Here is a 23,039-nt window from a genome sequence, read left to right as displayed (position 1 = left end):
CTCTCCAACTGAGTACCTGGGTGTTGGCGAGCGGACTTGGTTCCATGAAGATAGCGCTGGGGAACGGCGTTCCCGCGGCGGCAACTGAGATCCTTCTCACCGCACATGGCCACCCGCCTTGCGGCCGGCCAGTAATAGCTATTTGAACACGAATGCCGGAGGCGATTCGCGTTCATCGTCACACTATATGAAATAGCACTGTAACAGACCGGAATTATATGTGAAGAGCATCACAAAATAACGCGATATCGTTCACAAATTCGCTAAAGAAGCGGCTGAAGATCGCGGGTGCGGCAAACACCCGCGTTGCTTAGAGTATAGGCGGAGTCCCGCGATCGGTCGCGCCGTCGCGGGCTCCGTGGTGGCTTACAGCGCCAGGAAGAAGCCGGCGATGGTGGCACTCATCAGGTTGGACAACGTGCCCGCCGCCACGGCCTTCAGACCGAAGCGCGCGATGTCGTGGCGACGGTTGGGCGCCATGCTGCCCAGACCGCCCAGCAAGATCGCCACCGAGGAGAGGTTGGCGAAGCCACACAGCGCAAAGGAGATGATCGCCTTGGTGTGCGTCGACAGCACCTGCAGGCCTTCCGCCGCCACTACGTCATCCGGGCGCAGATAGGCGCCGAAGTTCATGTAGGCGACGAATTCGTTGACGATGATCTTCTGGCCGATGAACGAACCGGCGGTCATCGCCTCGCTCCACGGCACACCGATCAGGAAAGCGATCGGCGAGAACACCCAGCCGAGGATCAGTTCAAGCGACAGCTGCGGATAATCGAACCAGCCGCCGATACCGCCGAGAATACCGTTAAGCAAGGCGATCAGCGCGATAAACGCCAGCAGCATCGCACCGACGTTCAGCGCCAGCTGCATGCCGGAAGCCGCGCCGGAAGCCGCCGCATCGATCACGTTGGCCGGACGATCCTCTTCGGCGATCAGCTTCATCGCATCGTCTTTATCGTGGGTCTGCTCGGTTTCCGGCACCATCAGCTTGGCGAACAGCAGCCCGCCCGGCGCGGCCATGAAGGACGCGGCGATCAGATATTCCAGCGGCACGCCCATCTGCGCGTACCCCGCCAACACCGAACCGGCTACCGAGGCCAGGCCGCCGCACATCACGGCGAACAGTTCTGACTGGCTCATGGTGGCGATATAGGGGCGCACCACCAGCGGCGCTTCGGTCTGGCCAACGAAAATGTTGGCGGTTGCCGACAGCGATTCGGTGCGCGAGGTGCCCAGCAACTTGTGCAGGCCGCCGCCCAACACGCGGATCACCAACTGCATGATGCCGAGGTAGTACAGCACCGCAATCAGCGAGGAGAAGAACACGATCACCGGCAGGACGCGCAGCGCGAATACGAAGCCGCCGCCGCCGAACACCTCGAACATCTTGTCGGACACCAGCCCGCCGAAGATGAACGAAATGCCCTGATTGCCGTAGGCGATAACGTTTGCCACGCCGTTAGACATACTGCCGAGGATGCTGCGGCCCAGCGGCACGTACAGCACCAGCGCGCCGATGCCGACCTGAATGATGAACGCCCACACCACGGTGCGCAATTTGATGGCCCGACGGTTGCTGGAGAGCAGCACCGCAATGGCGATCAGCACCGCCATACCGACCAGACTCATGATGAGTTGCATGCAAAGTTTCCCTGTTGCAAAAAATAAAATACATCCCTGCTCATGAAGAGAGGTCTGCTATTGGAGAGTTTCGGGGGGATTATACTGAGCGAGGTCACCCTCGCACCGATTTATGTCACAAATGTATACAACGAGACGCAAATGAAAATCTTATAACGTGACACAAGTCACGTTATAAGCTCGTCAATCCGGCATGGCAAACAGTGACTGGGTATTGCGTTGCAGATGGGCGGCGATCTCGTCGGCCGGTTCCGGCCGCAGCTCGCACAGCGCGTGAAACACCTCGGCGGCACGCTCGGGGCGATTCGGCTGCCCCTGATAGCCGGCCAGCGGCATGTCCGGCGCATCCGTCTCCAGCAGCAGCGCCTCAAGCGGCAGCTGCGCCATCACGCCGCGCGTTTTCTGCGCCCGCTCATAGGTGATGGTGCCGCCCACACCGATGTAATAGCCGAGGCGGATAAACGCCTGCGCCTGCGACAGGCTGCCGGCGAAGCCGTGCACCACGCCGCGACGCGGCAGCTGCATGCGCCGCAGCGCCGCGGCCAGCTGATCGTGGGTACGCCGCGAGTGCAGGATCACCGGCAGGTCATGCTGTTTCGCCAGCCTCAGTTGGGCCAGCAGCACGCTTTGCTGGCGCTCGAACTGCGGGTTGTCCATATACAGATCGAGCCCGATCTCCCCCACCGCCACCAGCTTGCGCGGCCGTTCGGCCAACAGCGCCGCCAGCTGTTCCAGCTGCGGCTCATGATGCTGCGCGATATACAGCGGGTGCAGCCCCAGCGCGGCGAACAGCGGCGCGTGATCCTGCGCCAGCCGCAGCACCCGCGCGAAGCGATCGGCGGTGACCGTCGGGACGATGATGCGCTGCACGCCGGCGCTTGCCGCCCGCGTCAGGCTCTCGGCCTCATGTCCGGTAAAGGGCGGGAAATCGAAATGGCAGTGGGTGTCGGTAAAGGCGTAGCTCACAGCGCGCCCCCTTCACCCGGCGGCAGATCGCCCGGCAGAATGGGCTTCGGCGCCGCCACCGCAGCCTCCGGCTGCGCCGTGAGATCGGGCGACATGGCGATGTCGGTCACGATCGGCGAAGGCATTCTGACGTTCTCCGGCTGGATAAGGCGGCGCGACAACGATTTTTGCACCTTGATACCGTCCGGTTCCTGCTGCGCCATCCACTGGCCGACGGTGGCCAGGAAGTAGCGGCCGCAGCGGCGCCCCAGGTGATAATCCTGATTGAGCGCCCCCAGTCGGCTGCCCAGCGCATTGCTGGCCAGCGGCTTAGGCGGGAAGATCTCGAAGATGCGCAGCTTGCCCGGCGGTTTCTCAATAAAGCGCTGGATGCGGTGATAGCTTTGCTCGTGATGCTGCAGGATGCGCACCATCTGCTGCAGGCTGCTGTCGCTCAGCCAATGCTCCATGCGCTTCATCCACTGCGGGGTGTAGTACATTTGCGAAGGCACGGTGCGGATCACCACGATGGTGTCGGCACCGCGGCGGTAGGCCTCTTCCACCGGGATCGCATCGCTGATGCCGCCGTCCTGATAGCTGACGCCGTCCAACTCCACGCCCTGACGGTAAAAGCCGGGAATGGCGCTGGACGCCTTGATGGCCGGCAGCCAGCGTTCGCGCTGCGCCGGCAGATAGGCCGGTTCGAAATCGTCGCTTCGGCAGGCGCACAGCAGGAATTCGCGCCCGTCGGTAAAGTGCTGTTCCGCCACGTCCATCGCCAGCGGCATCTGCGCCGCCGCCGTATCAACCAGCCAATCGAGATCGATCAGATGCCCGCCGCGCACGAAACGCAGCGGATTGAAGAACTGGGCCGAGGTGGTGTAACGGGTGATCACCCGGCGCGCGTAGCCCATCTGCCCGCAGATATAGGCGGACAGATTTTGCGCGCCGGCCGACGTGCCGATCAGCAGATCGAAAGGGTTAAAGCCCGCGCGCTGAAACTCGTCCAGCACGCCGGCGGTGAAAATGCCGCGCTGGCCGCCGCCTTCGCAGACCAACGCCATTTTTCCTGGTCGAAAAGGTTTAGACGCCAGCGGTTCTATATTGCCGAGCGTGATGGGTATTCTGTATCCCAACTTGGCATCCTCAGTGAGACGTTTTCTCCGAGGATAGCGCGTCTCGCTCTCTTCCGTAATCCTCTTGCAGCACGCCGACGAGGAAATCATTGCTGCCGGCCAACCAGGCACCATCGCTGCCGGACCATTCGGCCCATGCCTGCCATACCTGACCTTTCAGCTGTTTCCAGCGTCCGACGATGATGTCGCTGTTCATGGCCGGCCCTCCCCGAGGTGAGAAAAGGAATTAAGCTTTGTTACAGTTTGCAGGAAAATGCCGGCCGGCTAAGGGCGCCGACGGCCGGTGAACAGGCTGACCAGGAACAGGATGATGCCGACAACGAACACGACTTTGGCGGCCCAGGCGGCGGTGCCCGCCAGCGAACCGAACCCCAGTGCCGCAGCGATAAGCGCGATGACTAAAAAGATAATGCCCCAACGAAACATAAGCTTCTCCTTACCATTGTGAAAAAATTTGCTGCCGTCTACCGCCCCGACACCGGACGTCGACGGCAAATCAGTTTCTTTTTTTGGTGGTACACGTCGGGCCGCCTTGACGGCCCGACAGATGCGGCTTGTTGTTACTTGTTACGGGCGCCTGGCGGGATTACGGCTTGACCACCAGGTCGTTTTTCACGCTTTTCACGCCGTCGATAGCCTTGGCGATGCTTTCGGCACGCTCAGACTGCGCCTGCGTTTTCACCTCACCGGAAAGCTGCACCACGCCATCGGTGGTTTCCACTTTCACATTGCGCGACGGCACGATGTCATCGGCCAGCAGCTTGGCTTTCAGCTCGCTGGTGGTGGCGGTGTCGCCGGCATACGATTTGATCGACTGGTTGGCTTCATCTTTCACGTGCAGCTTGTCGCTGACGGTTTTGACGCCTTCCACCTTACCGGCAACCGCAACCGCATGTTCCGCCTGCGCCTGGCTGCCGACAAACCCGCTCAGGATCACGGTGCCTTTTTCGGTTTTCACCGAAATGTCAGTGCTTTTGATGGTTTTATCGTCCACCAACGCACTTTTAACTTTAGCCGTTATCGCGCTGTCATCCATGTAACCGTCAACTTTTTTCATGGAGCTATCGATTTTGGCACCGGCACTGTCCGCGGCGTTAGACGCCTTGTTGAGCAGACTGTCTTCGGCCAGCGCAGTGCCGCTCACCAAAGCAGAACCCAAAACAACAGCCATCAGCGAGTGTGCAAATTTGGTCTTTTTCATCGATCTCTTCCTTTTGTTGGGGGCCCCAGCGCCAGAGCGCCGGAACCCTTCAGCCGCCTTCACGCGGCCTCTCGGTAAATACTTCATCATCGCTATACGATTAAGCGTTCACGACAGGAATATTGCAACCGCCGTGCCAACTCCATAAACACCTTAAAAATCAAACAAAAAAAGCATTGAGTCGGATTTTTAATCAAAAAACTGTCGCCTATTGACGACAGACTAGGTGACACGAAACGGTAAAACAGTCATCTCATTGATATTTAAGGAAACAGACTGTCTCCTATCGGCAACACATCAGAATAACTCACCAAACAATCAGCGTATTACAGTGATTTACTCTCAAGCAATGTGCGGACATCTCGTTAAAGATAGACCATACGGCGGAAAACGCAGGCCTAACGAACGCTGCCTGGCGATATCGGTTTGCGGCATAAAAGGTGAGGAAGTTTTATTAATTAGCGGAGTGAGGATGAGGGAGGTTGGCAGGGCGCACCGGGCGCCCTGCCGATTTATCAGTGTTCGCGGGTCTTGCGGAAGGTCACGTCAGGATAGCGTTCCTGCGTCAGGTTGAGGTTCACCATGGTCGGCGCGATGTAGGACAGGTTGTCCCCACCGTCCAGCGCCAGGTTGATCTCGTTCTTGCGCTTGAACTCTTCGAACTTCTTCACGTCGTCGCACTCGACCCAGCGCGCGGTCGACACGTTGACCGACTCATACAGCGCTTCCACGTTGTACTCGCTCTTCAAGCGCGCCACCACCACGTCGAACTGCAGCACACCGACCGCGCCGACGATCAGGTCGTTGTTGGCGATCGGGCGGAACACCTGCACCGCGCCCTCTTCGGACAGCTGCACCAGCCCCTTCAGCAACTGTTTCTGCTTCAGCGGATCGCGCAGGCGAATGCGGCGGAACAGTTCCGGCGCGAAGTTCGGAATGCCGGTGAACTTCATGTCTTCACCCTGGGTGAAGGTATCGCCGATCTGAATGGTGCCATGGTTGTGCAGACCGATGATGTCGCCCGGGTAGGCTTCTTCCACGTGCGAGCGGTCACCGGCCATAAAGGTCAGCGCGTCGGAGATCACCACGTCTTTGCCGGTGCGCACCTGGCGCAGCTTCATGCCCTTCTCATAACGGCCGGACACAACACGCATAAAGGCCACGCGGTCGCGGTGCTTCGGATCCATGTTGGCCTGGATCTTGAACACGAAGCCGGTGAATTTCTCTTCCGCCGCCGTCACTTCGCGGGTGTCGGTTTTGCGCGGCATCGGCGCCGGCGCCCAGGCCACCAGGCCGTCCAGCATATGATCCACGCCGAAGTTGCCGAGTGCGGTACCGAAGAACACCGGGGTCAGTTCGCCGCTCAGGAAGGCTTCCTGATCGAACTCGTGAGAAGCGCCCTGCACCAGTTCCAGCTCATCGCGCAGCTGCGCCGCCAGATCTTCGCCCACCGCCGCATCCAGCTCTGGGTTGTTCAGGCCCTTGACGATGCGCACTTCCTGGATGGTGTGGCCTTTACCGGTCTGATACAGGTAGGTTTCATCCTTGTACAGGTGGTAAACGCCCTTGAACAGCTTGCCGCAGCCGATCGGCCAGGTGATGGGCGAGCAGGCGATCTTCAGTTCACGCTCAACTTCGTCCATCACTTCCATCGGATCGCGGATGTCGCGGTCCAGCTTGTTCATGAAGGTCAGGATCGGCGTGTCGCGCAGACGGGTGACTTCCATCAGCTTACGGGTACGATCCTCAACGCCCTTGGCGGCGTCGATCACCATCAGACAGCAGTCGACGGCGGTCAGGGTACGGTAAGTATCTTCGGAGAAGTCTTCGTGCCCCGGGGTATCCAGCAGGTTAACCAGGCTGTCGCGGTACGGGAACTGCATCACGGAGGTGGTGATCGAGATCCCACGCTGCTTTTCCATTTCCATCCAGTCGGATTTGGCGTGCTGGCTGGAGCCGCGGCCTTTTACCGTACCGGCGGTCTGGATCGCCTGTCCGAACAGCAGCACTTTTTCGGTAATGGTGGTTTTACCGGCATCGGGGTGCGAGATGATGGCGAAAGTTCTTCTTTTGGAGACTTCGCGGGCAAATTCACTAGGAGACATGGTTTTCAGGTTCTACGGTTAGTCCGCCCTGCGACATCATCAGAACGCGCCGATCGCGGCGCCGGGCAAAGCGGTGAATAAAAGATAACAGCCGGGCATTTTCGCCGATTTGCCAACCGGTGACAATCAATGCTTTTTCCGGCCGGGCTGATTACGCCAGCGGCAGCGCCATCACGATCGCGTCTTCGCGGCCGTGGGCGCTCGGGTAATAATTGCGGCGCACGGTGACTTCGTTAAAACCGAGATCTTCATACAGCGCGATCGCCGCCTGGTTGGAGGCGCGCACCTCCAGCCACAGCGTGACCACGCCGCGGCTCTCCAGCTGTTCGATCAACGCGTTGAGCAGCAGGCGGCCAAAACCCCGGCGTTGCCACTGCGGATGAATGGCGATGTTGAACAGCGTGGCTTCGTCCAGCACGATCTGCGTGATGGCGAACCCCGCCATCACCCCGTCGGCGCTCAGCTTCAGGTTAAGGTAGCGATCGCCCTGATTGCTGGCAAAGGTGGTTTCCGTCCAGGGGAAAGCGTGGCTGGCTTGCTCAATGGTGAAGGCCGTGGCCAGGTCGGCCGCCGTCAGGGTAGAAATCGTGTTCATGATGACAAATCTGCTGCCAGAGGGCGCGTTTGGCCCCCGCGTCTTGGGAAAGCTCGGCCAGCGCCGGGCTGTGTAGCTGCGCGCCGGCGACCGCGAGCGGTTCCGTCACGCCCAGCCGCCAACTGTTGCATGTGGTATCTTCAGGCAGCATCGCCGCCTGTTCCGGCGTCAGGCTGTAGGTTTGCGCCGGCGTCAGCCCCAGGCTGCGCAGCACGTCGCAAAACAGCGGATCGTCTGGCGCCGGCTGCGTCTGCGCCACCACCAGCAGGCGCGTCTCGGGCGGCAGACTGACCGCCACTTCGCCCTGCAACACGCCCGGGCGGCGCAATGTCCACTGCGTAATACCCAGTTGTTGTAACAGCCAGTCGCGTTTTGATGCCATGCCGATTCCTACCCGTTGTGGTGCGCCATGCCTGCCATGCGCCGCGCTATGCTAACAAACCCGCGCAGCCCGCGCCAACAAACCCGTCGAACATATCGCCACAAAGCTCTATAATCCCCGGTCTCATTTCCAGGAGCCAATATCTGATGTCTGCATTAACCCCCGCCAGTGAAGTCATTCTGCGCCACAGTGATGAATTTATCGAACGCCGCGTGCTGTTTGCCGGCGACCTGCAGGACAGCCTGCCGGCCCAATTCGAGGCCGCGGACGTGCGCGTCCACACTCAGCAATACCATCACTGGCAGTTACTGAACCGGACGATGGGCGATAACGTGCAGTTCGGTTTGACCGTCGATCCCGCTTTCGTCGCCGACTGCGACACGCTGGTTTACTACTGGCCGAAGAGCAAGCAGGAAGCGCAATTCCAGCTGTGCAACCTCCTGGCGCTGCTGCCGGTGGGCGCGGACGTGTTCGTGGTCGGTGAAAACCGCAGCGGCGTGCGCAGCGCCGAGCCAACGCTGGAAGGCCACGTCACGCTGGCGAAAATCGACAGCGCGCGCCGCTGCGGCCTGTATCACGGCCGCCTGGACGCGCAGACCGAGTTCGACCTGAACGAGTGGTGGGACAGCTATCAGCTGCACGATCTGGAAGTGAAAACGCTGCCGGGCGTGTTCAGCCGCGACGGCCTGGACGTCGGCAGCTCGCTGCTGCTGTCGACGCTGGAAAAACACATGAAAGGCAAGGTGCTGGACATCGGCTGCGGCGCCGGCGTCATGGCCTCGGTGATGGCCAAGCTGTCGCCAAAGGTGAAACTGACCCTCAGCGACGTCAATGCCGCCGCGGTGGAATCCAGCCGCGCAACGCTGGCCGCCAACGGCATCGAAGGCGAAGTGATCGTCAGCAACGTTTACTCCGATATCACCGGCCGTTTCGACATGATCATCTCCAACCCGCCGTTCCACGACGGGCTGCAGACCAGCCTGACCGCTGCCGAAACGCTGATCCGCGGCGCGGTAAAGCACCTGCCGATCGGCGGCCAGCTGCGCATCGTCGCCAACGCCTTCCTGCCCTACCCGGACATTCTGGACGCCACCTTCGGCAGCCACGAAGTGCTGGCGCAAAATGGCCGCTTCAAGGTGTACCAGGCGACCGTCGGCCGCCCGCCGCGCGCGCCGAAGAAGAAATAAGTTTCCGTTGGCGGAAAACGACAGAGCGCGGCCCGAGGCCGCGCTTTTTTTTAGCCGTTGATATAGGTCATCGACTCCGCGCCGTAGCGATCGCCGGCCGCCGCGCTCAGCGGAAACACCGCTTCTATCGCCGCCAGTTCAGCCACGCTCAGCGCGATCTCCGCCGCGGCGACGTTCTCTTCCAGATAGCGACGGCGTTTGGTGCCGGGGATCGGCACAATGTGCTCGCCCTGCGCCAATACCCAGGCCAGCGCCAACTGAGAAGGCTTGACGCCCTTCTGCGCCGCCAGCTCGCTCACCTTCTCCACCAGCGCCAGGTTGCGGGCGAAGTTTTCCCCCTGGAAACGCGGGTTACTGCGGCGGAAATCGTCCTCGGCCAGATCCTCCGGCCGCCGGATAGCGCCGGTGAGGAAACCGCGCCCTAACGGGCTGTAGGGCACAAAGCCGATGCCCAGGCGCTCGCAGGCCGCCAGCACGCCCTGTTCGGCGTCGCGCGTCCACAGCGAATACTCGGTCTGCAGCGCGGTGATCGGATGCACCTTGTGCGCCCGCTCCAGCGTGGCGACCGACGCCTCGCTCAGGCCGATATGGCGGATCTTGCCTTCGCGGATCAGATCCGCCATCGTGCCGACGACGTCTTCGATCGGCACCTGCGGATCGACCCGGTGCTGATAATAGAGATCGATCTCCTCCACGCCCAAGCGCCGCAGGCTCCCCTCGACGGAGCGCCGGATATATTCGGGCCGGCTGCTGACGCCGCGCGCCGAAGGATCCGCCGGATCGCGCAGGATGCCGAACTTGGTGGCCAGGAACACCTGTTGCCGCTTGCCCCTGATCGCCTCCCCCACCAGCTCTTCGTTGGTGTGCGGCCCGTACATGTCGGCGGTGTCGAGTAGCGTGACGCCCAACTCCAGCGCCCGGTGCAGCGTGGCGATGGCTTCCTGCCGATCGGCGCCGGTGGAATAGAAGTCGCTCATGCCCATGCACCCCAGCCCCAGGGCGGAGACGACGGGACCGTTGGAACCGAGTTTACGTTGTTGCATTGTGCTGCCCTCATGCGGTGAATGGATAACGCAGCAAAGTCTGGTTGTTTACGCGACAAAGATAAATAATGCAGATTGCACATCACTGTTCAAAAATCACCAACAATCCGGAGTGAACATGGATCAAGTTCAAGCCATGCGCATTTTTACCCGCATCGTCGAACTGGGCAGTTTCAGCCGGGCGGCCGAACGCCTGCAGCTGCCGCGCGCCACGGTCAGCAACGCGCTGAAACGGCTGGAACAGCGGCTGGGCGTGCGCCTGCTGATCCGCACCACCCGCCAGGTGCAGGTGACCAGCGAAGGCAGCCTCTATTACCAGCGCTGCGTGCAGCTGCTGGGGGCGCTGGAAGAGGCGGACACGTTGTTCAGCCAGCATAAGCTGCAGCCGTCCGGCAAGGTGCGCATCGATATGCCCCATTCGCTGGCGCGCGAGGTGGTGATTCCGGCGCTGGACGACTTCTACCGGCGCTATCCCGACATCACGCTGGTGCTGGGCGCCAACGACACCCACGTCGATCTGCTGCGCGAAGGCGTGGACTGCGTGCTGCGCGCCTGGGAAACCGAAGACGACGGCCTGGCGGCGCGGCGCATCGCCCAGCTGCCGCAGGTCACCTGCGCCTCCCCCGCCTATCTGCAGGCCCACGGCACGCCGCTTGACATCGATAGCCTGGAGCCGCATCGCGCGGTGGGGTATTTTTCACTGGCCAGCAACCGCGATTACCCGCTGGAATTCTGCCGCAGCGGCAAGCTGGAACTACGCGAACTGCCCGCCCGGCTCAGCGTCAGCGGCGCCGACGCCTACATCGCCGGCGCGCGCGCCGGCATGGGATTGATTCAGGCAGCGCGCTATTCGCTGGCGCCCTGGCTGAAACAGGGGGAGCTGGTGGAAGTGTTGGCGGACACGCCGCCTCCGCCAATGCCGATTTACATCATGTATCCGCCCGGCCGTTTCCTGGCGCCGCGGGTCAGGGTGTTGATTGATTGGCTGATTTGGCTGTTTGACCAGCAGAAAAGCGGCGATATGGCTGTTTTTCCAGCAAACGCCCGCAAAGCGGGGAAATAACTGTTGACGTGCCCGCCAAAATCTCTAGAATTCGCCTCCGTGGTAACGTTACTCCGGTAATGTTTCTGGTACGCGAAGGTGGCGGAATTGGTAGACGCGCTAGCTTCAGGTGTTAGTGTCCTTACGGACGTGAGGGTTCAAGTCCCTCTCTTCGCACCAAATAACCACATGATTTATATTGCACTCAGCATCGATGCGAAGGTGGCGGAATTGGTAGACGCGCTAGCTTCAGGTGTTAGTGTTCTTACGGACGTGAGGGTTCAAGTCCCTCTCTTCGCACCAAGCTGGCGACGTAATATAAATCAAAGTAACAACATCGACTGTGCGAAGGTGGCGGAATTGGTAGACGCGCTAGCTTCAGGTGTTAGTGTCCTTACGGACGTGAGGGTTCAAGTCCCTCTCTTCGCACCAATTGATGATCTCTCCGGTAGTTCCTTCGAAAAAATCCCAACGCATTGATGATAAACACGCTTAAGCGTGGTTTTGCCGTTTCCGGCGTTTCACCCAAAGCTGAAGTTGAGGCTGACTGCCGCCAGGCCACCCGCCAGCGCCATGCAGGAAGGCAGCAGCAGATAGTGGCGCAGCCGGCTATTGAACAGCATCACCAGCGTGGCCAACATCGCTATCACGATCAGGGTGCGCAACTGCAGCATATCCAGGTTGATTAAGGCCAGCAGCGGCATCAACGCACAAGGTAGCAAAACGCCCCAGGCGCTGGCCAGGCGATCCCCGAGGCACCAACTGACGCCCCACAGCCCGCACGCGGCAATCATGGCAGTGAGCATGACACCCCTCCTTAAGTGATAATGATAACCAATATCATATAACACTTTTTTGGCCGCTGCATCATTTTCACTGCGCTGACCAAACTCAGATGACACCAGCAGGAAAAAATGATAATTTGACATAAGAAAATTCCTAGTCCTGTTTGCATGATAATAATCACAATCCTCAACCATGCAATTCAAGTGGATATTTGCGCCAAAGGAATGCTTCTCAACCTTAATTATTCGACAGAACGACTTTGCAAAGAGTGACCTCCGTATGAACGCCCGTTCTTATCAGGAATTACTGAACAGCAAGCAGCGCCTGGCATTATTTCTTTTTCTGATAATGAATGCCGCCTCTTCCGTATTTACATTATTGTTCCCTTTTAGGGATACGCCCGCATTTACCCTACCTTTATTATGTATACCGCTATTTTGTCTGGTAGCGGCGCTATTTTCCCTGCAAACGCCACGTAAATATTTGTGCAAACTCAACCTGTTCGCCAGCGTACTCGGCCTGCTCTGGGCCGCACATATTTACGTTAAAAGTCAATATTGCCTACCGAATAACCAAGATTTTTTATTAATTAGTTTGTTTAGCATCTTTTTTATCAGCGCTATTTCTCTGACGGATAACTTTACCGCCTTTTGTTTACACGCCGTACCTTCCGCAATGATGATCCTGGCTTTAGACGGCATGCATAATACCCTGCGGATATTATTCACCACGCTATTACCTATTATCGCTTTCTCCATTCATCACCTGATGTTGAAACGCAGTGAAATCTTTACCCACGCGCTGGTGGCCAACCTGTATAACGAGCGGGACAAATTCAATAATTTGAGCATGCTCGATCCCCTGACCGGCCTTTATAACCGACGTGGGCTGGAGAATAAGATCACTATGCTGCTGGAACCGCAAACCGGCCACCATTACGTGCTATTGCTGGATATCGACCACTTCAAGGTCTACAACGACAGCTACGGCCACGCCATGGGCGATCGGGCTTTGGTGCAGGTGGCGGTCGCCATCCGCGATGCGGTGCGTTCGCGCGATATCGTGGTGCGTTACGGCGGGGAAGAGTTTTTGGTGCTGCTGACCAACGTGCACGAAGGCTACGCGGCGCAGTTGGCCGAGCGGGTGCGCCAACGCGTGGCGGAACTGAACATCCCGCACGGCGCCAGCCCGCAGCACAGCGGCACGCTGACGCTTAGCGCCGGCATCTCCGCGCTGGAAAAACTGGACATCGAATCGGCGATAGGCGCAGCCGACGCCGCGCTCTATCTGGCGAAACACAGCGGCCGCAACAATATCCAGCTGGCGCAAAACGTCCAGCCCGTCGTCATTCACCCTTAAGCCGCCGCCGAAACGGCGCGGCGGCCGCCAGTAAAACTTAAGCAGAGGTGGAACGCAGCCCGTTCAACAACAGGTTCAAACTGGCCAAGGCCTGCTCCAGCGCCACGTCTTTTTCCGGCTGATGGGCGACCCACAGCGCAGCATCCATCAGGCCGCCATTGATTAAATGCGCCAGCGCTTCCGGTTCGGCGGTAGCGATACGCCGCTGCGCCATCAACGCCTGTAAGGCCCCCGTCATCCAGGTGATGCAACCCAGCTTGCTGGCCTGCAGATAGTCGGCTCCCAGCACCGAGGGCGAATCGCGTAACAGAATGCGCTGCGATTGCGGCTCCGTCATCATGATCAGATAACCGCGGCAACGCCCCGCGAAGGCCTCCCAGTCATCTGGCGTGCTCGCGGTAATGTCGGCGAGGCGCGCATCCATTTCGGCGTCGATTTCCTGCACGACGGCCAAAAACAATCCCTTCTTGTCGCCAAAATGGTGATAGAGCGCACCGCGCGTCATACCGGCTTGCGCAGTAAGCTCATCCATCACCGTCTCGGCATACCCCACGCCGCCGAACTGCTGACGGGCGGCCGCCACCAGCTTACGCCGGGTTTCTTCAATCATTTCTGTGCGCGCTTTACGTGCCATGGATTCACTCCCGTCTCGCCATTGATGACGTTATAATTGACATACGCCATGTATGTCAATTAACGTAACATACGTGGCGTATGTCAATGATGGGCATTGCGCGAATACCGAGCCGCCAACATTCAGGAGCCCTATTCATGGCTAATCCTTATTTCACACTGTTCAGCGCACCGGGCAGCAAGGCGTTTTCCTCTGCCGGGTTGATCGCGCGCCTGCCGATCTCAATGACCGGTATCGGCATCATCACCATGCTTTCGCAGGTACGCGGCTCCTATTGGCTGGCGGGTGCGGTGGCGGCGACATTCGCCTTTTCCATGGCGCTGCTCGCGCCGCAAATCGCACGCGCGGCGGACCGCTACGGCCAAAGTCGCGTGCTGCCCTACGCCACCGGGGTCAGCGCACTCGCCCTGTTGCTGCTGCTGATCTGCACCCACTATCGGGCGCCGGACTGGACGCTGTTCGTCTTCGCCGCACTCGCGGGCGGCATGCCCAGCATCTCCGCGATGGTCAGAGCCCGCTGGAGCGAAATCTATCGCGGCACGCCGCAGCTGCACACGGCGTATTCATTCGAGTCCGTACTGGATGAGGTCGCCTTTATCGTCGGCCCGCCGATCGCCGTGGGGCTCAGCGTTGCGCTCTTCCCTGAAGCCGGCCCTCTGGTGGCCGCGCTGCTTCTGGTCGCGGGCGTTTCGGCATTCGCCTGGCAAAAAAGCACTCAGCCCCCGGTTTATCCCCGCAATAACCAGCGGCAGCGCGCCATCCTGGCCATGCCGTCGATGCAGATCCTGGTGCTGGCGCTGATCGCGCTGGGCACCATCGTCGGCACCGTGGACGTCATCAGCGTGGCCTTCGCCGAGCAGCAGGGGCAGCCGGCCGCCGCCAGCATCGTGCTGTCGGTTTACGCAGGCGGCTCCTGCCTCGCCGGGCTGATTTTCGGCGCAATAAAGCTGCCGTCCCCATTGCCTCGGCAGTTCTTATACGCCGCCTTCGCCACCGCACTCACCACTCTGCCGCTGCTGTGGGTGCACAATGTCTTAACGCTGGCGGCGGCGATGTTTGTCGCCGGACTATTTTTCGCGCCGACCATGATCGTCGCCATGGGGTTGGTTGAACGCCTCGTGCCGCCTTCACGTTTGACGGAAGGATTGACCTGGATGGTGACCGGCCTGGGGATTGGCGTGGCGCTCGGCGCCGCCTTGGCGGGGCTGGCGATCGATGCGGTGGGGATCAAGGCCGGCTTTGGCGTCACGCTCACGGCCGGCCTGGTCGTACTGCTGGTGGCGGCCGGCGGCTATCGCTTAATGCGGCGAACGCTGGCCGTGCAAGCGGCATGAACCGCTCGCGCTAGGCGCTTTCCCAAATCGCCTTGCCCTGCCAGCGCCGTTCGATCGCCGCCAGAAACAGTTTCACCTTGGGGGAGAGGTGGCGCCGGCTGGGATAGACGGCGCAGATCGGCGGCCCCGGGCGACAATAGCGTTCCAGCACCGGCACCAGCGTGCCGGCCGCAATCTGCTCGCCGACCAGAAACGCTCCTATCTGACACAGACCAGCCCCGGCGACGGCCGCATCACGCAATGCCTCGACGTTGTTGAAACGCATCCGGCCGCGCACCGGCTGTTCGTGCAGTTGACCATTAACCCGATAGCGCCACGGCGCCGGCAATCCCTGGTGGCTGAAGACCAGCGTCTCGTGATCGCCCAACGCTTCCGGTTTCGCAGGCGTACCGTGTCGCGCCAGATAGTCCGGCGCCGCGCAGGTGATCAGGCGATGCGGCGCGAGCACCCGTCGCACCAGTCGGCTGTCGTCGCTGCCGCCGACGCGGATCGCCACGTCGATGCCGTCGCGCACCAAATCGCTGTAATCGTCGGAGAAGCTGACGTCGGCCTCCACCTCCGGCCACTGTGCCAAAAATTCCCGCAAAATCGGCAAAATGTGCAATCGCCCCAACGAGACCGGCACATCCAGCCGCAGCCGCCCGCGCGGGGTTTGCCGCCGCGTATTGAGCGCCGTTTCCGCCTCGTCGGCCTGCGACAGGATGCGCTGCGCATACTCGTAAAACACCGCGCTGTCTTCGGTCAGGCTGACGCTGCGCGTGGTGCGCTGCAGCAGCCGGGTCGCCAATCGCTCCTCCAATCGGGTCACGCATTTGCCCGCTGCCGAACGGGAGATGCCCAGCCTCTCGGCCGCCAGCGTGAAGCTGCAGGCGTCGGCGACGCGAATGAATACCAGCAGGTCGGTCAGGTTATCCAACGGCATAGACGGTAAATTAGCCACGATTTGTCCCCAACATTGCGCATTCTGGCCAGTTTATCAGCCATTTTGGCGCGGATACACTGGGGGTCTTCATCTGTTGGGAGAGTCATTATGAGTGCCTTACACGCCGACGGCGGCGCAAAAGCGTGGCTGGCGACCTTCACGGTCGGCCTGTCCACCTTTGCCGTCGTCACCGCAGAAATGCTGCCCGTCGGGCTGCTGACACCGATCGTCAATACCCTGAACGCGACGATCGGCCGCGCCGGGCTGCTGATTTCCCTGCCGGCCCTGTTCGCCGCGCTGTTCGCCCCGTTGGTGGTGCTGGGCGCCCGGCGCACGGACCGCCGCAGCCTGTTGGCGGGCTTTCTGCTGCTGCTGATCGCCGCTAACCTGCTGGCCGCCGCCGCCACCTCCCTGGCCCTGCTGTTCGCCGCGCGCATCCTGCTGGGTTTTTGCATCGGAGGTATCTGGGCCATCGCCGGCGGGCTGGCGGAACGCCTGGTGCCGCCGGCCTCAGTCGGATTGGCGCTGTCCGTCATCTTCGGCGGCGTAGCGGCGGCCTCGGTGTTCGGCGTGCCGCTCGGGGTATTCCTCGGCGAAGCGCTGGGCTGGCGCCTGGCGTTTCTGGCGGTCGCCGTTCTGGCGGCGCTGACCCTGCTGCTGCTGGTGTGCGTGCTGCCACCGCTGCCGGTCACGCAGGCGATAAGCTGGAGGTCGTTCACCGCGCAGCGCGCGAATCGCCGGCTGCTGACCGGGCTGCTGCTGACGTTTTTGCTGGTCGCCGGTCACTTTATGGCTTACACCTTTGTCCGTCCGCTGCTGCAGACCGTCTCCGGTATCGAGAGCCGCTGGGTGGGGCCGCTGCTGTTCGCCTACGGCGTCGCCGGCCTCGTCGGGAATTTCATCGCCGGCCAGGCCGCCGCCAAACGGCTGCGCCGCACCCTGGCGCTGATCGCCCTCGGGCTGGCGCTCGCCGTCCTGCTGCTGCCGCTGCTGGGCCACGCGCCGCTGAGCGGCGGCGCCTTCCTCCTGCTGTGGGGCATCGCCTACGGCGGCGTTTCCGTTGCGCTGATGGCGTGGATGCTCAAGGCGGCCCCCAACGCGGTCGAAGTCGCCTCTTCGCTGTATATCGCGCTGTTTAATCTGGCGATTTCCTGCGGTTCGCTGGCGGGCGGGCGGGTGGTAGACGCCGGAGGCTTGACGATAAACGGCGTGCTGTCCGGCATGGTGCTGCTGCTGGCGTTGGTGATCCTGATGAGAACCCGCCCGCAGGCGCTGACAACGGCGGCGAAGGCCGATTCGCCGCCGGGTTGAATCAGCCGCGGCGCTGCCGCAGGCCGTAAACCAGCACCACCGCGAAGCACAGCAGCGGCAGCAGATAAGAGAGCGCGGTGCTGTAGCGGTCGGCCAGCGCCCCCATAAAGTACGGCATGATGGCGCCGCCGACGATCGCCATGATCATGAACGAGCTGGCGCGCTTGGTGTGCTTGCCCAGATTTTTCACCCCCAGGGCGAAAATGGTCGGGAACATGATCGACATAAAGAAGAACACCGCGATCAGCGCCACTACCGACACCCCGTCGACGCTCAGCATCACCACGCCGCACAGCGCGATGTTGATCAGCGCATAGGCCGCCAGCAGCGTCGCCGGTTTGACCCGCCCCATCAGCCAGGTGCTGAAGAAGCGCCCGACCATAAAGCAGATCATGGCGATCGACAGCAGGTAAGAGGCGTTCTGGTTAGACACCTCGCGCCAGTGCTCGGTGGCGTAGTTGATGAAGAACGCTCCCACGCCCACCTGCGCCGCCACGTAGAAGAACTGTGTGATAACCCCGCCGACGAAATGCGGATGCTGCCACAATCCCTGCGCTATCACGCCGTGCACCGGTTTTTCCTCTTCGCGGATCGCCGGCAGCCGGGTGCGGCTGAACAACAGCGCGATCAGCAACACCAGCGCGGCGATCGCCACATAGGTCATCTTCACCGCGCTCTGATCGCCGTCGCCGGCGGACTGGCCGGCGGAGAAGAACAGCGTGCCGCCGATCAGCGGGCCGATAAACTGCCCGAGGCCGTTGAACGACTGCGCCAGGTTGAGCCGCCGTTCGGCGCCCTGCGCGTCGCCCAGCACCGTGGCGTACGGGTTGGCCGCCGTTTCCAGGCACCCCAGGCCGCTGGCGATAACGAACAGCGCAAACAGGAATACGCCGAAGCTGTTGGCCGACGCCGCCGGCACGAACAGCAGCGCCCCCAGCGCGTACAGGCACAGCCCGACCAGAATGCCCGCCTTATAACCCTTGCGATCCATAAAGTACCCGGCGGGCAGCGCCACCAGGAAATAGGCGCCGAAGTAGGCCGCCTGCAGCAGCCCCGACTGCGCCTTGGTGACGTGCAACGTCTCCTGGAAATGTTTGTTTAATACGTCCAGCAGGCCATAGGACAGCCCCCACATGAAGAACAGGCTGGTAACCAGGATAAAGGCCCAGCGCAGATTGGCGGTCACGGGGACGCCCGGCTGCGCGGAGGCCGCACTTTTTTCAGCAAGCATGGTGATACCCTCGTATCGTCTGGCGATGATGATGATGATGTTGGCGTTATTGCTGTTGCAGAGAGAAAATCCGCGCCATTTCCACCCATTTTTCGCCCTGCGGCGTCCAGGGGGTGGCGGCCTGGTAGTGCCACATCAGCGCTTCCCATCGCTGTACTTCGGGGTTGTTCAGGCTGGCGGCGTCAAAGCGCGCGGCGTCGAAATCGGCGCTGACCTCCACGATCATGAACAGCCGGGTGCCCAACCGGTAAATTTCCATGTCCAGAATGCCGTGCTCGCGCAAATGCGCGGCGATGCCCGGCCAAATGCGCTGATGATGCTGCTGGTACTCCGCAATCAGCGCCGGTGAGTCAATCAGATCGAGCGCCTGGCAGAAACGGCGCCGCCCTGCCGCCGCGCCGCTCATGTCAGCGCCCGATCGAGATGCAGGTAGCCGCCGTCCACCGACAGCCACTGCCCGGTGGTGTGCGATGACCGCGACGACAGCAGAAACGCCACGGTGTCGGCGATTTCCTGCGGCGTGGTCATGCGCTGCCCGAGCGGAATGCGCGCGGTGATCTTCTCCATCTGCCGCTGCGGCTCGGCGAAGGTGTTGAGCCAGCGCTGGTACTGCGGGGTGATCACCTCCGCCGGCACCACCGCGTTCACCCGCACCCCGTCATGACGGAGCGACACCGCCCATTCGCGCGTCAGCGCCAGCACCGCGCCCTTGGCGGCGGTGTAACCGCTGGTGCCCCCCTGGCCGCTGAGCGCAGTCTTGGAGGCGATGTTGACGATGGCGCCTCGGCTCTCCCGCAGCGCCGCCTGGCACAGGTGCGCCATCAGGTAGTAGTGCACCAGGTTCTTTTCCAGCGAACCGACGAACGCCTCGCGCCCCGCCTCCAGCCCGACGCCGTCATTGACCCCGGCGTTATTCACCAGTCCGTCGATGCGGCCGAAGGTCGCCAGCGTCTGGCTGACCGCGCGGCGGCAGGCCGCCTCGTCGCACAATTCGGTGAGGATCACCTCGGTGCGCGGCTGCAGCCGCTGCAAATCGGCCAGCAGCCCCGCCTCCGGCGCGGCGTTAGTGACCAGCACCGGGATCGCCCCTTCCTCGGCCAGCACATGAGAAATCGCCGCGCCAATGCCGGCACCGCCGCCGGTAACCAACACCACCTTATCTTGCAGATACAGATCCATAACCAGACTCCGTTAAACCGTAAATTCGCCAGGCGGTGCCGCCCCAAATCGCCGCCTGTTCGGCGGCCCCCAGCGTCGACAGCGCCTGTTCGCACAGTTGCACCACCTGGCGGTAGTCGCCGGCCAACAGGCACACCGGCCAGTCGGAGCCGAACATCAGCCGCTGCGGGCCGAAAGCCTCCAGCGCGGCGTCGAAGAACGGCAGCAGCTCCTCCGCCCGCCACCGGCCGCCCGGCGCCTCGGTGATCAGCCCCGAGAGCTTGCAGGCCACGTGCGGCATCGCCGCCAGCGGCCGGATTTGCTGCGCCCAGTGCCGCGCGCCGCGCGCGATGTCCGGCTTGCCGAGGTGATCCAGCACCAGCCAGTGCTCGTCATGGCGGGCGGCGAACGCCGCCGCGGCCGCCAGATGCCGGTGCGTCACCAGGATCTCGTACACATACCCGGCGCGCTGCAGCGTCTGCATGCCGCGTTCCACCTCCGGCCGCGCCAGCCAGGCCGCCGGATCCGCTTCGTCCTGCACCTGATGGCGCACCCCGCGCAGCGCGCGATAAGGCCGCAAAGTTTCCAGACGCTGCGCCAGCTGTGGCGAAGCGATATCCAGCCACCCCACCACGCCGCATACGCCCTCGCTCTGCTCAGCCAGCGCCAGCAGGGCCAGCGTCTCTTCCTCGCTGGGGCGCGCTTGCACCGCCAGCGCGCTGTCGAAACCGTGTTCCTGCAACAGCGGCCGCAGCCGGGGCGGATCGAAATCCTGCCGCAGCACGCGCATCCGCTCGTCGATCCACGGGTACTGCTGCGGGTGGTAGCGCCAGTAGTGCTGGTGAGCGTCGATGCGCGGCATGCGATCCTCCCGCTTCACCCGCGGAACCGGTATTGCTCGATCGACGCCGGATGCATCTCGATCGAGTAACCGGGCCGGCTCGGCGGCATATAGGCCGCGCCGTTGATCACGCAGGGATCGACAAAGTGTTCATGCAAATGATCGACGTACTCGATCACCCGGCCTTCGTGGGTGCCGGCAATGCACAGGAAGTCGATCATCGACAGGTGCTGCACGTATTCGCACAGCCCGACGCCGCCGGCGTGCGGGCAGACCGGCAACTGGTATTTGGCCGCCATCAGCATCACCGCCAACACTTCGTTGACGCCGCCGAGGCGACAGGCGTCGATCTGCACCACGTCCACCGCGCCGCGCATGATGAACTGTTTGAACATGATGCGGTTCTGGCACATCTCGCCGGTAGCCACCTTGACCGGCGCCACCCCTTCGCGGATGCGGCGATGCCCTTCCACGTCGTCCGGGCTGGTCGGCTCTTCGATAAACCAGGGTTTGGCGAACGCCAGATGCTTCACCCACGGAATGGCTTCATCGACTTCCCACACCTGGTTGGCGTCGATCATCAGCCGGCGATCCGGGCCGATCACCTCACGGGCGATGCGCACCCGGCGAATGTCGTCTTCCAGATCGCGCCCAACCTTCAGCTTCAGGTAGGAGAAACCGGCGTCGACCGCCTCCTGGCACAGGCGGCGCAGCTTGTCGTCCGGATAACCCAGCCACCCTGCCGAGGTGGTGTAGCAGGGATACCCTTCCTGCAGCAGCCGCTCCAGGCGGCGTTCTTTGCCCTCGGCCCGCTGCTTGAGCAGCGCCAGCGCTTCGTGCGGCGTGATGCAGTCGGTGATGTAACGGAAGTCGATGCAGCGCACCAGCTCCTCCGGCGTCATCTCCGCCACCAGCCGCCATACCGGCTTGCCGACCGATTTGGCCCACAGATCCCACACCGCGTTGACCACCGCGCCGGTCGCCAGGTGAATGGCGCCCTTGTCCGGCCCGATCCAGCGCAGCTGGCTGTCGCTGGTGAAGCGCCGCCAGAAGGCGCCCATGTCAGCGGCGATATCCTCCAGCCGCTCGCCGACGATCTGATGCTCCAGCGCGCGGATCGCCGCGCAGCAGATCTCGTTGCCGCGGCCGATGGTGAACGTCAGCCCGTGGCCGCTGAGATCCGCGCGATCGGTCTCCAGGATCACGTAGGCGGCGGAATAGTCGGGATCCGGATTCATGGCGTCGGATCCGTCCAGCCCCAGCGACGTGGGGAAACGAATGTCTTCAACCCGCAGTGCGGTAATGGTGGTCATGGCGACGCTCCCGGTTAAGCCTGTACGGTTTGCTGGCGCTGTTCGCCCAGCCCTTCAATACCCAGACGCATCGTCTGGCCCGCCCGCAGGTAGATGGGCTGCGGTTTCTGCCCCATGCCGACGCCCGGCGGCGTGCCGGTGGAGATCACGTCGCCCGGCTGCAGGCTCATGAAGCGGCTGAGGTAACTGACGATCTGCGGAATGCGGAAGATCATGGTGCTGGTGTTGCCGTCCTGATAGCGCTTGCCGTCCACCTCCAGCCACAGGTTCAGGCTGTGCGGATCGGCGATCTCGTCGGCGGTCACCAGCCAGGGCCCGATCGGCCCGAAGGTGTCGCAGCCTTTGCCCTTGTCCCAGGTGCCGCCGCGCTCAATTTGATATTCGCGTTCTGAGACGTCGTTGATCACGCAATAGCCGGCGACGTGGCGCATCGCGTCCGTTTCGCTGATGTAGCGCCCGCCCAGGCCGATCACCACGCCCAGCTCCACTTCCCAGTCGGTTTTCTGCGAGCCGCGCGGGATCTCCACCCGGTCGTAGGGGCCGACCACCGCGCTGGTCCATTTGTTGAACACCACCGGTTCTTCAGGAATGGCCGCGCCGGTTTCCGCCGCATGATCGGCGTAGTTCAGGCCGATGCAGATGAACTTGCCGATGCCGCCGACGCAGGCGCCGAGGCGCGGCTGCCCCTCGACCAGCGGCAGCGCGGCGCTATCCAGCGCGCGCAGTTTGGCGAGCGATGCCGGCGATAACGCGGTGCCGCCCACGTCGGCGATATGCTGCGACAGATCGCGCAGGCGACCTTGCGCATCCAACATGCCGGGGCGCTCTTGCCCTGGTTGCCCGTAACGTAAAAGTTTCATGCGTTCCTCT

General features: G+C 62.0%; 24 protein-coding genes and 3 tRNA genes. 8 read left to right on the top strand and 19 right to left on the bottom strand.

Going from position 1 to position 23,039, the window contains the following annotated elements; genetic code table 11:
* Window positions 1-366: 366 nt before the first annotated feature.
* The 9 genes from ACJ8PN_RS12285 to ACJ8PN_RS12245 form a co-directional block, all read right to left on the bottom strand.
* The gene (locus ACJ8PN_RS12285) at window positions 367-1,644 is read right to left on the bottom strand and encodes a NupC/NupG family nucleoside CNT transporter (protein ID WP_004933076.1); all 1,278 of its coding nucleotides are present in this window, start codon (window positions 1,642-1,644) and stop codon (window positions 367-369) included.
* A gap of 183 nt (window positions 1,645-1,827) precedes the next feature.
* On the bottom strand, window positions 1,828-2,610 hold the full coding sequence (locus ACJ8PN_RS12280; protein ID WP_082997235.1) for a TatD family hydrolase: 783 nt from the start codon (window positions 2,608-2,610) through the stop codon (window positions 1,828-1,830).
* Window positions 2,607-3,725 carry a patatin-like phospholipase family protein gene (locus tag ACJ8PN_RS12275; protein ID WP_442534977.1) on the bottom strand — a complete coding sequence of 373 codons (1,119 nt, stop codon included), beginning with the start codon at window positions 3,723-3,725 and terminating at the stop codon, window positions 2,607-2,609. Before ACJ8PN_RS12275 ends, ACJ8PN_RS12280 begins: the two co-directional genes overlap by 4 nt.
* A 10-nt stretch (window positions 3,726-3,735) precedes the next feature.
* Window positions 3,736-3,921: a CsbD family protein gene (locus ACJ8PN_RS12270; protein WP_274850507.1), complete on the bottom strand. Its 186-nt coding sequence runs from the start codon at window positions 3,919-3,921 to the stop codon at window positions 3,736-3,738.
* Between the two features lie 68 nt (window positions 3,922-3,989).
* Window positions 3,990-4,151: a DUF1328 domain-containing protein gene (locus ACJ8PN_RS12265; RefSeq protein WP_004933089.1), complete on the bottom strand. Its 162-nt coding sequence runs from the start codon at window positions 4,149-4,151 to the stop codon at window positions 3,990-3,992.
* 160 nt (window positions 4,152-4,311) lie between these two features.
* A complete protein-coding gene (gene osmY / locus ACJ8PN_RS12260; RefSeq protein ID WP_004933091.1) occupies window positions 4,312-4,926 on the bottom strand; it encodes a molecular chaperone OsmY in 615 nt (204 codons plus the stop codon).
* Between the two features lie 515 nt (window positions 4,927-5,441).
* The gene (prfC, locus tag ACJ8PN_RS12255) at window positions 5,442-7,031 is read right to left on the bottom strand and encodes a peptide chain release factor 3 (RefSeq protein WP_004933094.1); all 1,590 of its coding nucleotides are present in this window, start codon (window positions 7,029-7,031) and stop codon (window positions 5,442-5,444) included.
* Window positions 7,032-7,182: 151 nt separating this feature from the next.
* On the bottom strand, window positions 7,183-7,626 hold the full coding sequence (rimI, locus tag ACJ8PN_RS12250; RefSeq protein ID WP_171453287.1) for a ribosomal protein S18-alanine N-acetyltransferase: 444 nt from the start codon (window positions 7,624-7,626) through the stop codon (window positions 7,183-7,185).
* Window positions 7,571-8,008: a DNA polymerase III subunit psi gene (locus ACJ8PN_RS12245; RefSeq protein WP_442534976.1), complete on the bottom strand. Its 438-nt coding sequence runs from the start codon at window positions 8,006-8,008 to the stop codon at window positions 7,571-7,573. Before ACJ8PN_RS12245 ends, rimI begins: the two co-directional genes overlap by 56 nt.
* A gap of 146 nt (window positions 8,009-8,154) precedes the next feature.
* On the opposite strand from ACJ8PN_RS12245, the gene rsmC reads away from it, so the two are divergent.
* Window positions 8,155-9,195: a 16S rRNA (guanine(1207)-N(2))-methyltransferase RsmC gene (gene rsmC, locus ACJ8PN_RS12240; RefSeq protein ID WP_442534975.1), complete on the top strand. Its 1,041-nt coding sequence runs from the start codon at window positions 8,155-8,157 to the stop codon at window positions 9,193-9,195.
* 50 nt (window positions 9,196-9,245) lie between these two features.
* Here the strand turns inward: rsmC and ACJ8PN_RS12235 are convergent, their stop codons facing one another.
* Entirely contained in the window at window positions 9,246-10,238 is a 993-nt protein-coding gene (locus ACJ8PN_RS12235; RefSeq protein ID WP_004933109.1) for an aldo/keto reductase, read from the bottom strand.
* Between the two features lie 118 nt (window positions 10,239-10,356).
* Between ACJ8PN_RS12235 and ACJ8PN_RS12230 the strand changes: the two genes are divergently transcribed.
* The 4 genes from ACJ8PN_RS12230 to ACJ8PN_RS12215 all read left to right on the top strand — a co-directional run bounded on the left by ACJ8PN_RS12230 (window position 10,357) and on the right by ACJ8PN_RS12215 (window position 11,712).
* Window positions 10,357-11,301, top strand: coding sequence for a LysR substrate-binding domain-containing protein (locus tag ACJ8PN_RS12230; RefSeq protein WP_442534974.1), 945 nt, complete (start codon window positions 10,357-10,359; stop codon window positions 11,299-11,301).
* 72 nt (window positions 11,302-11,373) lie between these two features.
* A tRNA-Leu gene (locus tag ACJ8PN_RS12225) sits at window positions 11,374-11,460 on the top strand.
* Between the two features lie 36 nt (window positions 11,461-11,496).
* Window positions 11,497-11,583 (top strand) — tRNA-Leu (locus ACJ8PN_RS12220).
* Between the two features lie 42 nt (window positions 11,584-11,625).
* Window positions 11,626-11,712, top strand: a tRNA-Leu gene (locus ACJ8PN_RS12215).
* 89 nt (window positions 11,713-11,801) lie between these two features.
* Here ACJ8PN_RS12215 and ACJ8PN_RS12210 read toward each other — a convergent pair.
* Window positions 11,802-12,086 (bottom strand): DUF1435 domain-containing protein, encoded by a 285-nt coding sequence (locus ACJ8PN_RS12210; protein ID WP_004933115.1) that lies wholly within the window; start codon window positions 12,084-12,086, stop codon window positions 11,802-11,804.
* 259 nt (window positions 12,087-12,345) lie between these two features.
* Here ACJ8PN_RS12210 and ACJ8PN_RS12205 point away from each other — a divergent pair, with 259 nt between their 5' ends.
* A complete protein-coding gene (locus ACJ8PN_RS12205) occupies window positions 12,346-13,425 on the top strand; it encodes a GGDEF domain-containing protein (protein ID WP_033645665.1) in 1,080 nt (359 codons plus the stop codon).
* Between the two features lie 37 nt (window positions 13,426-13,462).
* Here the strand turns inward: ACJ8PN_RS12205 and ACJ8PN_RS12200 are convergent, their stop codons facing one another.
* Window positions 13,463-14,059 carry a TetR/AcrR family transcriptional regulator gene (locus ACJ8PN_RS12200; protein WP_015376551.1) on the bottom strand — a complete coding sequence of 199 codons (597 nt, stop codon included), beginning with the start codon at window positions 14,057-14,059 and terminating at the stop codon, window positions 13,463-13,465.
* 137 nt (window positions 14,060-14,196) lie between these two features.
* Between ACJ8PN_RS12200 and ACJ8PN_RS12195 the strand changes: the two genes are divergently transcribed.
* Entirely contained in the window at window positions 14,197-15,393 is a 1,197-nt protein-coding gene (locus tag ACJ8PN_RS12195; protein ID WP_171453283.1) for an MFS transporter, read from the top strand.
* Between the two features lie 10 nt (window positions 15,394-15,403).
* Here the strand turns inward: ACJ8PN_RS12195 and ACJ8PN_RS12190 are convergent, their stop codons facing one another.
* Window positions 15,404-16,315, bottom strand: a complete 912-nt coding sequence (locus ACJ8PN_RS12190) for a LysR family transcriptional regulator (protein WP_442535000.1) — start codon at window positions 16,313-16,315, stop codon at window positions 15,404-15,406.
* Window positions 16,316-16,423: 108 nt separating this feature from the next.
* Here ACJ8PN_RS12190 and ACJ8PN_RS12185 point away from each other — a divergent pair, with 108 nt between their 5' ends.
* Window positions 16,424-17,626, top strand: coding sequence for an MFS transporter (locus ACJ8PN_RS12185; RefSeq protein ID WP_442534973.1), 1,203 nt, complete (start codon window positions 16,424-16,426; stop codon window positions 17,624-17,626).
* A 1-nt stretch (window position 17,627) separates the two neighbouring features.
* Here ACJ8PN_RS12185 and fucP read toward each other — a convergent pair whose 3' ends face one another.
* Genes fucP through ACJ8PN_RS12155 form a run of 6 tightly spaced genes read right to left on the bottom strand, consistent with a single transcriptional unit; the run spans window position 17,628 to window position 23,029 of the window.
* On the bottom strand, window positions 17,628-18,857 hold the full coding sequence (fucP, locus tag ACJ8PN_RS12180; RefSeq protein WP_171453281.1) for an L-fucose:H+ symporter permease: 1,230 nt from the start codon (window positions 18,855-18,857) through the stop codon (window positions 17,628-17,630).
* Window positions 18,858-18,903: 46 nt separating this feature from the next.
* Window positions 18,904-19,263, bottom strand: a complete 360-nt coding sequence (locus ACJ8PN_RS12175; RefSeq protein ID WP_015376547.1) for an L-rhamnose mutarotase — start codon at window positions 19,261-19,263, stop codon at window positions 18,904-18,906.
* Window positions 19,260-20,036 carry an SDR family oxidoreductase gene (locus tag ACJ8PN_RS12170; RefSeq protein WP_442534972.1) on the bottom strand — a complete coding sequence of 259 codons (777 nt, stop codon included), beginning with the start codon at window positions 20,034-20,036 and terminating at the stop codon, window positions 19,260-19,262. The genes ACJ8PN_RS12175 and ACJ8PN_RS12170 overlap by 4 nt, the downstream gene beginning before the upstream one ends.
* Window positions 20,014-20,877: an amidohydrolase family protein gene (locus ACJ8PN_RS12165; RefSeq protein ID WP_171453280.1), complete on the bottom strand. Its 864-nt coding sequence runs from the start codon at window positions 20,875-20,877 to the stop codon at window positions 20,014-20,016. The genes ACJ8PN_RS12170 and ACJ8PN_RS12165 overlap by 23 nt, the downstream gene beginning before the upstream one ends.
* Before the next feature lie 14 nt (window positions 20,878-20,891).
* Complete coding sequence (locus ACJ8PN_RS12160) at window positions 20,892-22,169, bottom strand: L-fuconate dehydratase (RefSeq protein WP_442534971.1); 1,278 nt, start codon at window positions 22,167-22,169, stop codon at window positions 20,892-20,894.
* Window positions 22,170-22,183: 14 nt separating this feature from the next.
* Window positions 22,184-23,029, bottom strand: a complete 846-nt coding sequence (locus ACJ8PN_RS12155; RefSeq protein ID WP_171453278.1) for a fumarylacetoacetate hydrolase family protein — start codon at window positions 23,027-23,029, stop codon at window positions 22,184-22,186.
* Between the last annotated feature and the right edge of the window lie 10 nt (window positions 23,030-23,039).

Source organism: Serratia sp. CY76391 (assembly GCF_052166695.1).
GTDB classification, from domain to species: Bacteria; Pseudomonadota; Gammaproteobacteria; order Enterobacterales; family Enterobacteriaceae; genus Serratia; species Serratia nematodiphila.
This window is presented reverse-complemented; position numbering and strand designations above follow the sequence as displayed.

What these genes read in the sequence shown, in the direction of transcription:
- ACJ8PN_RS12235 (WP_004933109.1), bottom strand. Translation starts at nt 10,238, where the DNA reads ATGCAACAACGTAAACTCGGTTCCAACGGTCCCGTCGTCTCCGCCCTG.
- ACJ8PN_RS12190 (WP_442535000.1), bottom strand. Translation starts at nt 16,315, where the DNA reads ATGCCGTTGGATAACCTGACCGACCTGCTGGTATTCATTCGCGTCGCC.
- ACJ8PN_RS12165 (WP_171453280.1), bottom strand. Translation starts at nt 20,877, where the DNA reads ATGCCGCGCATCGACGCTCACCAGCACTACTGGCGCTACCACCCGCAG.
- osmY (WP_004933091.1), bottom strand. Translation starts at nt 4,926, where the DNA reads ATGAAAAAGACCAAATTTGCACACTCGCTGATGGCTGTTGTTTTGGGT.
- ACJ8PN_RS12245 (WP_442534976.1), bottom strand. Translation starts at nt 8,008, where the DNA reads ATGGCATCAAAACGCGACTGGCTGTTACAACAACTGGGTATTACGCAG.
- rimI (WP_171453287.1), bottom strand. Translation starts at nt 7,626, where the DNA reads ATGAACACGATTTCTACCCTGACGGCGGCCGACCTGGCCACGGCCTTC.
- ACJ8PN_RS12210 (WP_004933115.1), bottom strand. Translation starts at nt 12,086, where the DNA reads ATGCTCACTGCCATGATTGCCGCGTGCGGGCTGTGGGGCGTCAGTTGG.
- rsmC (WP_442534975.1), top strand. Translation starts at nt 8,155, where the DNA reads ATGTCTGCATTAACCCCCGCCAGTGAAGTCATTCTGCGCCACAGTGAT.
- ACJ8PN_RS12175 (WP_015376547.1), bottom strand. Translation starts at nt 19,263, where the DNA reads ATGAGCGGCGCGGCGGCAGGGCGGCGCCGTTTCTGCCAGGCGCTCGAT.
- ACJ8PN_RS12185 (WP_442534973.1), top strand. Translation starts at nt 16,424, where the DNA reads ATGAGTGCCTTACACGCCGACGGCGGCGCAAAAGCGTGGCTGGCGACC.
- ACJ8PN_RS12265 (WP_004933089.1), bottom strand. Translation starts at nt 4,151, where the DNA reads ATGTTTCGTTGGGGCATTATCTTTTTAGTCATCGCGCTTATCGCTGCG.
- ACJ8PN_RS12195 (WP_171453283.1), top strand. Translation starts at nt 14,197, where the DNA reads ATGGCTAATCCTTATTTCACACTGTTCAGCGCACCGGGCAGCAAGGCG.
- ACJ8PN_RS12230 (WP_442534974.1), top strand. Translation starts at nt 10,357, where the DNA reads ATGGATCAAGTTCAAGCCATGCGCATTTTTACCCGCATCGTCGAACTG.
- fucP (WP_171453281.1), bottom strand. Translation starts at nt 18,857, where the DNA reads ATGCTTGCTGAAAAAAGTGCGGCCTCCGCGCAGCCGGGCGTCCCCGTG.
- ACJ8PN_RS12270 (WP_274850507.1), bottom strand. Translation starts at nt 3,921, where the DNA reads ATGAACAGCGACATCATCGTCGGACGCTGGAAACAGCTGAAAGGTCAG.
- ACJ8PN_RS12170 (WP_442534972.1), bottom strand. Translation starts at nt 20,036, where the DNA reads ATGGATCTGTATCTGCAAGATAAGGTGGTGTTGGTTACCGGCGGCGGT.
- ACJ8PN_RS12160 (WP_442534971.1), bottom strand. Translation starts at nt 22,169, where the DNA reads ATGACCACCATTACCGCACTGCGGGTTGAAGACATTCGTTTCCCCACG.
- ACJ8PN_RS12285 (WP_004933076.1), bottom strand. Translation starts at nt 1,644, where the DNA reads ATGCAACTCATCATGAGTCTGGTCGGTATGGCGGTGCTGATCGCCATT.
- ACJ8PN_RS12200 (WP_015376551.1), bottom strand. Translation starts at nt 14,059, where the DNA reads ATGGCACGTAAAGCGCGCACAGAAATGATTGAAGAAACCCGGCGTAAG.
- ACJ8PN_RS12155 (WP_171453278.1), bottom strand. Translation starts at nt 23,029, where the DNA reads ATGAAACTTTTACGTTACGGGCAACCAGGGCAAGAGCGCCCCGGCATG.
- prfC (WP_004933094.1), bottom strand. Translation starts at nt 7,031, where the DNA reads ATGTCTCCTAGTGAATTTGCCCGCGAAGTCTCCAAAAGAAGAACTTTC.
- ACJ8PN_RS12205 (WP_033645665.1), top strand. Translation starts at nt 12,346, where the DNA reads ATGAACGCCCGTTCTTATCAGGAATTACTGAACAGCAAGCAGCGCCTG.